This is a genomic window from Diaphorobacter sp. (assembly GCF_050251835.1).
GTDB lineage: Bacteria > Pseudomonadota > Gammaproteobacteria > Burkholderiales > Burkholderiaceae_C > JBFXIE01.
Genome location: NZ_JBFWLZ010000064.1, coordinates 1 through 8,871, shown reverse-complemented (window position 1 = coordinate 8,871; position 8,871 = coordinate 1). Strand labels below are relative to the sequence as shown.

Below are 8,871 nucleotides of genomic sequence, written 5' to 3'. Positions count from 1 at the left end.
GGCACTATTGTCTCCATGGTCCGCAAGAACTCTTCACGTCGGGTGGGCTTGCGCGACTGCTCGAATCCGTTGTTTTGATCTGCGGCCATTGCCAGGGTCTGCTGCTTCATCTGCGGATAACGTTTGACCCCTCTCAATGGTGGACCTTAATCAGCGTTGCCTTAAGAATCGAGGTGCGAATGGTGCGTTGGATAGTGGGGCGTTGCCCAGTAGTCGGGATTCATTGAGGGGCATCGGCATGTGCCTCCTTCGAATGCCACAGCGCATGCGCATCGATACGCACCAGTGCTGACGCTTGCAGCGCATCGATGCGAGCCTGTGCCTCACCGAGGCGTGTCTGGCGCAGGTTTCGCAACGTCAAGAGGTATTCGGCCAAGGGGGCCTCTCCCAGTTCCCAAGCTCGCCGCGTGCGGTTGCTGGCCGTGGTCTGCGCGGCCAGCGCCTGCGCGAATGACTGCCACTGCGTGCGCTTACTTTCAGCTGCCTGCGCGGCTACCCACGCACTTTGCTCCACCGCGCGCCGCACGCCGAGCGCCTCTGCCTCTGCGGCAGCTGCGTTGGCGCTTTCCGTGGCAGCCATTGCACTGCGATAGTCAGTGCCAAATGGCACCGTCAGGACAACGCCAATGACACGTTCCGTCCCACCGCGTTCAGACATCATCCGTACCCCGACTGTGGGGTCGGGCGTGCGGTTGGCGCGAGCTCGCTCGGCCACCTTGGCAAGGCGCGCTGCCTCTCCATCGGCAATGCCGATTTCGACGCTTTGTCGCACAATTCGCGCCAGCCACTCCTGTACCCCGCCCGGCAAAGGATCGGGATCTGGCAGCGTGGATGGCCGCGCGGGAATCTCAATGCCCGGGAACTCGATCACCATCGTTTGTCGTGCTGCCCGTTCTGCGTCGCGCGCAGCGCTAACCTGGGCTGCAAGCATCGCGCGTTCGGCTTGCAGAACGTCGCTGTCCCGCTGCGCTGCATCGCCCAGGGCCACGCGGCGGGCCATTGCTTCCTGCTCACGTCTAAGCAACTTTTCCTGAGCTTGCATCTCGTCGGCTACGACGAAACTGCGCAGCCATCCGGCCCAGACTTCCAACAGTCGCCTTGCCATTTGGTGCTCGGCATCTTCAAGGCGCATATCGGCCACCCTACGGGTGCGGCTGCCGATGTCCCGATCTATACGCGCCTTGTTTGGCAAGCGAACAGCACGGCTGAGCTGGATTTCCCATTCGTTGTAGCGACGCGCTTCGTTGGTCACGTTGCGACGTTGTAGGCCACTACTGAGTTCAAATTCGTGGCTACCGGCTTCAAGGGCGCTTTGCGTGGCGGCCGCCGCGTCCAAGCGAGCGGCTGCGGCATTCACGACCGGCTGGATTTTTATCGCCGCTTCGACTTGCGCCTGCGCAGGCAGCCACGAAAGATCATCGGCGCGCGCTTGCGCGGGATGAAATGTCAAAGCCGCGATAGCCACCATGACGGCACCAGTCGGTAGTACCAGGCTGCATCCTTTGTTTTTACTCGTCATACCAGTCTTCCACTTGCCAACACCGACTCCACCCACCAGCGGACATCGCTAGACGCGATGCGCTGGCGCAGATGCGCCAGGACCTGTTCCAGTTGTTCATATTCGATCAATACCCAAATGACGCGCCGATCCACACGGCCGCGAACCTTCTCGCGAATGGACGCGCGCGCGAAGTCGCCGGTATGCCCTTCGGCGTGCAACAGGGTGAACCCTGGCAGCACCGGGTCGGCCATCAGGGCATCGGTGACGGCGTCTTCGAGCGTGGGTGGAAACACCAGATTCAGGCGCACCAGTTGCGCTTCTTTCAATCCGTTCATGCGTGGACTCCTTGTTGTGAGGAGATGGCCTGGCCGAATCGCCGGTACAGCACCGGCAGCAGGACCAGGGTCAGCGCAGTGGAACTGACCAGTCCGCCAATCACCACGATGGCGAGTGGGCGCTGGATCTCAGAGCCAGGGCCACTGGCCAGCAGCAGGGGCACTAGGCCAAAGGCGGTGATGGAAGCCGTCATCAGCACGGGGCGCAACCGTCGCAGCGAACCTTCGCGCACCACCTGTTCCATGGGCAGGCCTAGCGCGTGCAGGTGGTTGAAGTGCGTCATCAGCACCAATCCGTTGAGCACGGCGATGCCCAGCAGCGCGATGAAGCCGACCGAAGCAGGCACCGACAGGTACTGCCCCGACAGCCACAGCGCCGCCACGCCGCCGACCATGGCAAACGGCACGTTGCCGAGGATGAGCGCGGCCTGCCGCACCGAGCCGAAGGTCATGAACAGCACGAAGAAAATCAGTCCCAGGGCCACCGGCACCACCATGCCAAGGCGGGCCGCTGCGCGTTGCTGGTTCTCGAACTGCCCACCCCATTCGACGCGGTAGCCGGGCGGCAGCGGCACGTCGCGCACCACGGCGGCGCGCGCTTCATCCACGAAGCCGACCAGATCGCGCCCACTCACGCTGGACTGGATCAGCGCGAAGCGCGAGCCGTTCTCGCGCCGCACCAGCACGGGGCCATCAGTGGTGGCGATGCGCGCCAGCGAGGTCAAGGGGATTTCGCCCTGATCGCCACGGGCGAGCTGCAAGTCCTTGAACCGCTCGGCCGATCCGCGCAGCCGGGCATCCCCGCGCACCACGATGGGCGTGCGCCTGTCCGGCTCGATCACCAGCCCGGCCGGCACGCCTTCGAGCTGCGCGCGCAGCTCGTCCTGAACCTGCGTCACGGCCAGTCCGGCGCGCCCCGCCGCCTGCGCATCCACCTTCACCTGCAGGTATTCCACGCTGTCGCTGGCCTGGGTGAGCACGTCGCGCGCACCGGGCACTTTCTCGATGCGAGCGGCCATGCGCTGCGCCAGATCGCCCAGCGTTTGCAGATCAGGGCCGAATAGCTTGACGGCCACGTCGCCCCGGCTGCCGGTGAGCATTTCCGAGATGCGCATCTCGATGGGCTGGGTAAAGCCGAATTCCAGGCCGGGGAAGGCATCCATCACCTTGCGTATCTCGGCACTCAACGCGTCCTTGTCGGCTGCATGCCAATCCTTGCGCGGTGCGAGCTGCATGAACAGGTCGGTTTCGTTCAGGCCCATCGGGTCGAGCCCCAGCTCGTCGGAGCCCACCCGCCCGATGCTGTGCCGCACCTCGGGCACCGCCGCACCGATGGCCTTCTGCACTGCCAGGTCAATCTCCAGCGAGCGCTGCAACCCGATGGACGGCGGCTTTTGCAGTTGCAGCAGGATATCGCCCTCGTCCATCGTCGGCATGAACGCCTTGCCCGTGCCGAGGTAGGCCACCACACCCAATGCCAGGGCCGCGATGGCGACCGCCGATGCGCGTAGCGGGTGGTGAAGCGCAGCCTCCAGCAGCGGTTGGTACAGGCGCGTGGCCCAGCGCATCACCCACGGCTCGGTGTGAGCGTGTTCCTTGAGCAGCAGCGAGGCCAGCACCGGCACCAGCGTGAGCGACAGCAGCAGCGAGACGCCCAGGGCGAATACGATGGTCAGCGCCACCGGCACAAACAGTTTGCCTTCCAACCCTTGCAGAGTGAGCAGGGGCATGAAGGTCAGACAGATGATGAGGATGCCCGAGGCCACAGGCATGGCGACCTCGCGCGCCGCGGCGAATATGCGGTGCAGGCGCGGCTGGTGCGCACTGGGCGCGTGCGGGTCGAGCCGACTGACGGCGTTTTCCACCACCACTACGGCAGCGTCCACCAGCATGCCGATGGCGATCGCGAGGCCCCCCAAGCTCATCAGGTTGGCGCTCATGCCGACCAGACGCATCAGCAAGAAGGTGCCCAGTGCCGCCAAAGGCACCATCACCGCCACAACCAGCGCGGCGCGAAGCTCGCCGAGGAACAGAAGCAGCAGGATAACGACCAGTACCGTCGCTTCCAGCAAGGCGCTTTCCACCGTGCCCACGGCGCGCTCGATCAGCGTGCTGCGGTCATAGAACGGCACCACCTTGACGCCGGGCGGCAGGCTGGGAGTCACCTCGTCCAGCCGGGCTCGAATGGCTTTGACCAGCGCCGAGGCATCGGCCCCGCGCAGCGCCACCACGATGCCTTCCACCGCTTCGCCCGCGCCGTCCCGGGTGACGGCGCCATATCGCGTCACGCCTTCGATGCGCACCTGGGCCACGTCGCCCAGGCGAACTGGGGCCGTACCATTGGCCCCCGCGCGCAGGATCAGACGGGATAAATCGTCCAAAGTGTGGATCGCGCCTTCGGCGCGCACGATCAGCGTGTCTTCGCCTGCATCCAGGCGGCCCGCACCGTCATTGCGGTTGTTGCGGCCGATCGCCGTGATGACATCAGAGAAGCTGAGGCCCGCAGCGGAAAGCCGTGCGCGATCCGGCACCACAGCAAAGCTCTTGGCTTCTCCACCCAGCACGTTGACATCAGCAACACCGGGCAGCGTGCGCAGGGCCGGGCGCAGCGTCCAGTCCAGTAGGGCGCGGCGCTCGCTCAACGTGAGGCCACCGCCTTCGATGGTGAACATGAACACGTCCGACAGCGGTGTCGAAATCGGCGCCAGCCCGCCGCTGACGCCTTCGGGCAGGCTGCCCGAAACACCTGCATAGCGTTCGGCCACCTGTTGGCGTGCCCAGTAGATGTCGCTGCCTTCGGCGAAGTCCAGCGTGATGTCGGCGATGGCGTACTTGGCCGTGGAGCGCAGCATCACGCCCCGCGGCACGCCGAGCAACTCCATCTCCAGCGGCGTGATCACGCGCGACTCCACCTCCTCGGGCGTCATGCCAGGGGCCTTGATAATCAGCTTGACCTGCGTGGGGGAAATATCCGGATAGGCGTCGATCGGCAATTGCAGGAAGGCCGCCAGGCCCGCACCCGCCAAAGCCAGCACGCCAAGCAGTACCAGCGCACGTTGGCGCAGGGAAAATTCAATCAGACGGGACAACATGCGTGGTCGCCCCTCATTGCAATGGAATCATGGATTTGAGCAGTGCCGTACCGCGCACGACGACCTGCATGCCTGCCGCAAGCGGCGCAGTGTCTGGCGAGACGGCGCGCACGGCGCTTGACGCCTCTGATTCGTCTTGCCCCAGCAGTTGCACCGGAACAGCGCGGACGCGTAGGTCGCCTTGCTTGTCTTGCGATGACGGCTCAGCAACGTAGAGCACGTGGGCGCTGCCCGCTGGCAGCAGCGCGGACGATGGCACGCTCAAGGTGCCCTGCGGTGCTGGCAGCAACAGCGCGACACTGATCTGCTGCCCGGCCGCATAGCGGTCTGCCCCTGCCTGATCTGCATCGACGCGGGCACGTACCCGCAGGCTCTGACTACTGAGGTCAGTGTCGCCACCAACAGCCGTCACGCGAGCGATCGTGCCATCGGGAAGACGCACTTCCAAGCCTGGGTGGAGATCCGAGCGCCAGCGCAGCGGAACCGCGACGCTGACATCCAGCGGGCCAGGCTGAGCCACTATGAAGGCGATGTCGAGCGGCGCGACCGCTTGCCCGAGGCTCAGGTGACGACGCATCACCCGCCCGGACAAAGGCGCAAGCAATTCATACTCGCCGGCCTGCCCGCCGCTAACGGGTCGAAGCCGTGCGAGGGCGCCATTGGCCTCTTGCAACGTACTTTGCGCAGCCGCCGCGCGCGCCTGGGTTTGCTCGTTGCGCGTGGCTGGGATGATGCCCTCGGCCAAGAGCGTGGCATCGCGCCGGGCCTGCGCCGCGGCCACCGCCGCTTCGGTGCGGGCACGCGCCAGATCAGCCTGCGACGCCAGAACGTCCTTGCTCTGGATGCGCGCCAGTGCCTGTCCTTGGCGCACTGCGGCGCCTTCATCGACCAGAACGCGCGTCACCACACCGCCATATGGCGCCACGACCTGCGCGCTGGCCGAGAGTGGTGCCACCGTCTGCGCGGGTAAGCCATCCAGCGGTATCACTGCGGCATCCTTGACGAGTGCGGTTTCCACACCCTGCGCGCGAAGCTGAGCGGCGTTGAGGTGAACGCCGCCAGCGTTCGGTTGGGCGACAGCCTCGCTCGCGTCTCTATCGGCTACGGTTGTCTGCTGCGTTGTCCAAGCCCACCAGCCGTACCCTACGGCAGCCAGAACTGCCACACTGACGGCGGACAGGGCCAAGGTCTTGGTTCGGCTGGCGGTGCCCGCCGCTTTCAAGGTCGGGAAGCTCATGCTTGTGCCGCCCCAAACGACGTAGAGCAGAGTAGAGAGCACATAGCGCGGATTGAAAATCCGTCGCATATGAAGCGGTGCGCGAGGTTAATGAGGCGAAACATGCGGTCGATCTCTTGTAAAGATCAGCTCATGTTCTTCGGTGAAGCTTTGAGAAAGCTTTGGAGAAAGCGAAATTTGCTCAGTACGATGTATTTCGGCGAAACGCCTGCTTTGAGCAGCAAGCAATCGATAAACTGATTTTCAGTAACTTGCTCTGATATGCCAGCGGTGCGCCTTTGCTACCTCAAACATCGGAGCCATACACCATGAATGTCAGGAATTCCGAATACCGTTTCAGTCCTTTGGTCATAGGACTGCACTGGCTGACCGTGATTCTCATCATTGCGGTCTATGCGAGCATGGAATTGCGCGGACTGGCACCCAAGGGAGCCTTGAGAGACGCCATGAAGTCCTTGCACTACCTGCTGGGCCTCAGCGTTCTGGTGATCGTCGTGATCCGTATCGGGGTGCGCATCCAGGCGGGCGTGAAGCCCGCGATCCAACCACCCATGCCACGCTGGCAGGCCACGCTCGCCGATGGCATGCACTATGCGCTCTACAGCTTCATGCTCGCCATGCCGCTGCTCGGATGGCTCACCTTGAGTGCGGCGGGCAAGCCGATTGTTCTGTTTGGCTTGCCCGTTCCCTCTCTGATCGGCACCGACGTTGCTTTGTCGCGCCAACTCAAGGATGTCCATGAGGCGCTGGCGACATTGGGCTATGTCTTGATCGGATTGCATGCGATGGCGGCGCTGTTGCACCACTACGTCATGCGTGACAACACAGTGGTTCGCATGCTTCCCGGTCGACGCCCCTGACCTACTGGCCTCAGGCTGCTTTACATGAATTCGAATCTCCAATGACCAAATTTCACCACCGCGCCCACCCTGAAAGTCACCGCACTGAACATATCGGATGGCTGCGCGCCGCTGTTCTGGGTGCCAATGACGGCATCATTTCCACGGCCAGCCTAGTTGCAGGCGTGGCTGCTGCCCATGCAAGCCATGCCAGCATCATGACCACGGCCATCGCGGGGTTGGTAGCCGGCGCCATGTCCATGGCTGCAGGCGAGTTCGTGTCGGTCTATTCACAAGCTGATACGGAAAAGGCAGATCTGGCACGGGAACAAGATGAACTGAACCGTAGTCCGCATGCAGAGCATCGGGAACTGGCCGCCATCTACGTCCGGCGTGGCCTGGATCATCGGCTCGCGGATCAAGTCGCCACGCAGTTGATGGCACATGATGCGCTGGGCGCGCACGCGCGCGATGAACTGGGCATTTCTGAAACGCTGAGCGCTCGCCCGCTGCAAGCTGCAATGGCGTCCGCCGGGAGCTTCGCCGTGGGCGCGGCCATGCCGCTGGCTGTGGTTCTGCTGGCGCCAGAGCAGAGCCTGCTCTATTGGATCGTCGCGACGGCGATTGTCTTCCTGGCCCTGCTCGGCGCTGCGGCTGCTGCCGTGGGTGGTACGCCGCTCTTCAAAAGTGCGCTGCGCGTCGCGTTCTGGGGCACATTTGCCATGGCGGTGACAGCGGGCGTGGGAGCCATGTTCGGCACTGCGGTGTAGATCTGCGTCAATCTCAGAGCAGCGGTGGCCAAGGGCCAAGCCGCGCGGACAGCCGACCGTTGTCCAGTGAGAACGCCAGCGGCAGGTCTATGGCATGCGCGAGCGCCAGGGCCAGTGCAAGTCCCAGCCCGGCGTGGTGCGCCGTGCCACCTTCGGAATCCTTGCGCCAGAAGCGAAGGCCGAATTGATCCAGATCGGATGCCTGCAAATTGGGAGCTGTGTTGACGATGGTCAACATCCAGCCGGAAGCCTCGCGCTCCAACCTACATTGAATGTCGTCGCCTTCGGGCGCGTATTCGATGGCATTGCGCAAGAGGTTGGAGAGGATGCGTTCGATCACGCCCTGATCACTTTGCACCCATGCTGATTCAGGCAAAGTCACGCGGATGGGTGACTTGGGTGCCATTTTCTGGACGTTGAGTCCCGCCAGTAACTCTTGCAGCAAAGCTGTCAGATCCAGAGGATCCAGCGCCAGTGTGTGTTGGCCGGACTCAAGACGCGCCAACAACAGCAGAGTGTCCACACTGCGCTGCATGCGTGAACTGGCCTGGATCATTGCATTCAGGGCGCGCTGGATTCGGGCCGGGTCGGCATCGATCAAAGCGCTTTCTGCGCTGATGCGGATTTCCGCCAGGGGCGTGCGCAACTCGTGGGCCACATCGCGGGAGAAGCGGCGCTCGCGGACAATGGCCGCATACAGGTGATGCAAGCCCTGATTGAAGGCTTCGGCAAACGGACGCAGTTCACGGGGAAAGTCCGCTCCGATCCGCGCAATCGGCCGATCCGAACGCAGATCGGCCAGTTGCTCGCCGACCCGCTCCAGCATGACCACGATATGCCGAACCATGAGCAGCGCCAGGCCCGTCGCTAGCAGCGTTGCCAGCACAATACCGCCCAAGAGCGCAAAGTGGATGCGCCGCTCGGTTTGATCCCAATCCCGGCGTTCTGTTGCGACGACTAATAGCTGAGACCTTGTATCTTCTAAACCTCGAAGTTCAGGACATGGTTTCGGAAAGTTGTCCACAGCCTGATAGCCCTCTGGGAGCTGTGAGCATCCCGTGGGAGAGCATGCGGCGTGGACAGCTGACCGTCTATCG

The 8,871-nt window shown here is 63.5% G+C and carries 7 protein-coding genes and 1 pseudogene; 2 read left to right on the top strand and 6 right to left on the bottom strand.

Annotated elements, in window-relative coordinates:
• The 5 genes and pseudogenes from AB7E35_RS14405 to AB7E35_RS14385 all read right to left on the bottom strand — a co-directional run.
• Nucleotides 1-110, bottom strand: a pseudogene (locus AB7E35_RS14405) (IS5/IS1182 family transposase); the annotation flags it as partial.
• 110 nt (nt 111-220) lie between these two features.
• Nucleotides 221-1,519, bottom strand: a complete 1,299-nt coding sequence (locus AB7E35_RS14400; protein ID WP_230590195.1) for a TolC family protein — start codon at nt 1,517-1,519, stop codon at nt 221-223.
• Nucleotides 1,516-1,836 (bottom strand): DUF3240 family protein, encoded by a 321-nt coding sequence (locus AB7E35_RS14395; RefSeq protein ID WP_003056157.1) that lies wholly within the window; start codon nt 1,834-1,836, stop codon nt 1,516-1,518. Before AB7E35_RS14395 ends, AB7E35_RS14400 begins: the two co-directional genes overlap by 4 nt.
• On the bottom strand, nt 1,833-4,928 hold the full coding sequence (locus AB7E35_RS14390; protein WP_035884267.1) for an efflux RND transporter permease subunit: 3,096 nt from the start codon (nt 4,926-4,928) through the stop codon (nt 1,833-1,835). The genes AB7E35_RS14395 and AB7E35_RS14390 overlap by 4 nt, the downstream gene beginning before the upstream one ends.
• Nucleotides 4,929-4,941: 13 nt before the next feature.
• Nucleotides 4,942-6,234 (bottom strand): efflux RND transporter periplasmic adaptor subunit, encoded by a 1,293-nt coding sequence (locus tag AB7E35_RS14385; protein WP_428167801.1) that lies wholly within the window; start codon nt 6,232-6,234, stop codon nt 4,942-4,944.
• Nucleotides 6,235-6,473: 239 nt separating this feature from the next.
• Between AB7E35_RS14385 and AB7E35_RS14380 the strand changes: the two genes are divergently transcribed.
• A complete protein-coding gene (locus tag AB7E35_RS14380) occupies nt 6,474-7,025 on the top strand; it encodes a cytochrome b (RefSeq protein ID WP_428167800.1) in 552 nt (183 codons plus the stop codon).
• Nucleotides 7,026-7,066: 41 nt separating this feature from the next.
• Entirely contained in the window at nt 7,067-7,774 is a 708-nt protein-coding gene (locus AB7E35_RS14375) for a VIT1/CCC1 transporter family protein (protein WP_035884269.1), read from the top strand.
• 13 nt (nt 7,775-7,787) lie between these two features.
• Here the strand turns inward: AB7E35_RS14375 and AB7E35_RS14370 are convergent, their stop codons facing one another.
• Nucleotides 7,788-8,798: a sensor histidine kinase gene (locus AB7E35_RS14370; RefSeq protein WP_428167799.1), complete on the bottom strand. Its 1,011-nt coding sequence runs from the start codon at nt 8,796-8,798 to the stop codon at nt 7,788-7,790.
• Nucleotides 8,799-8,871 lie beyond the last annotated feature (73 nt).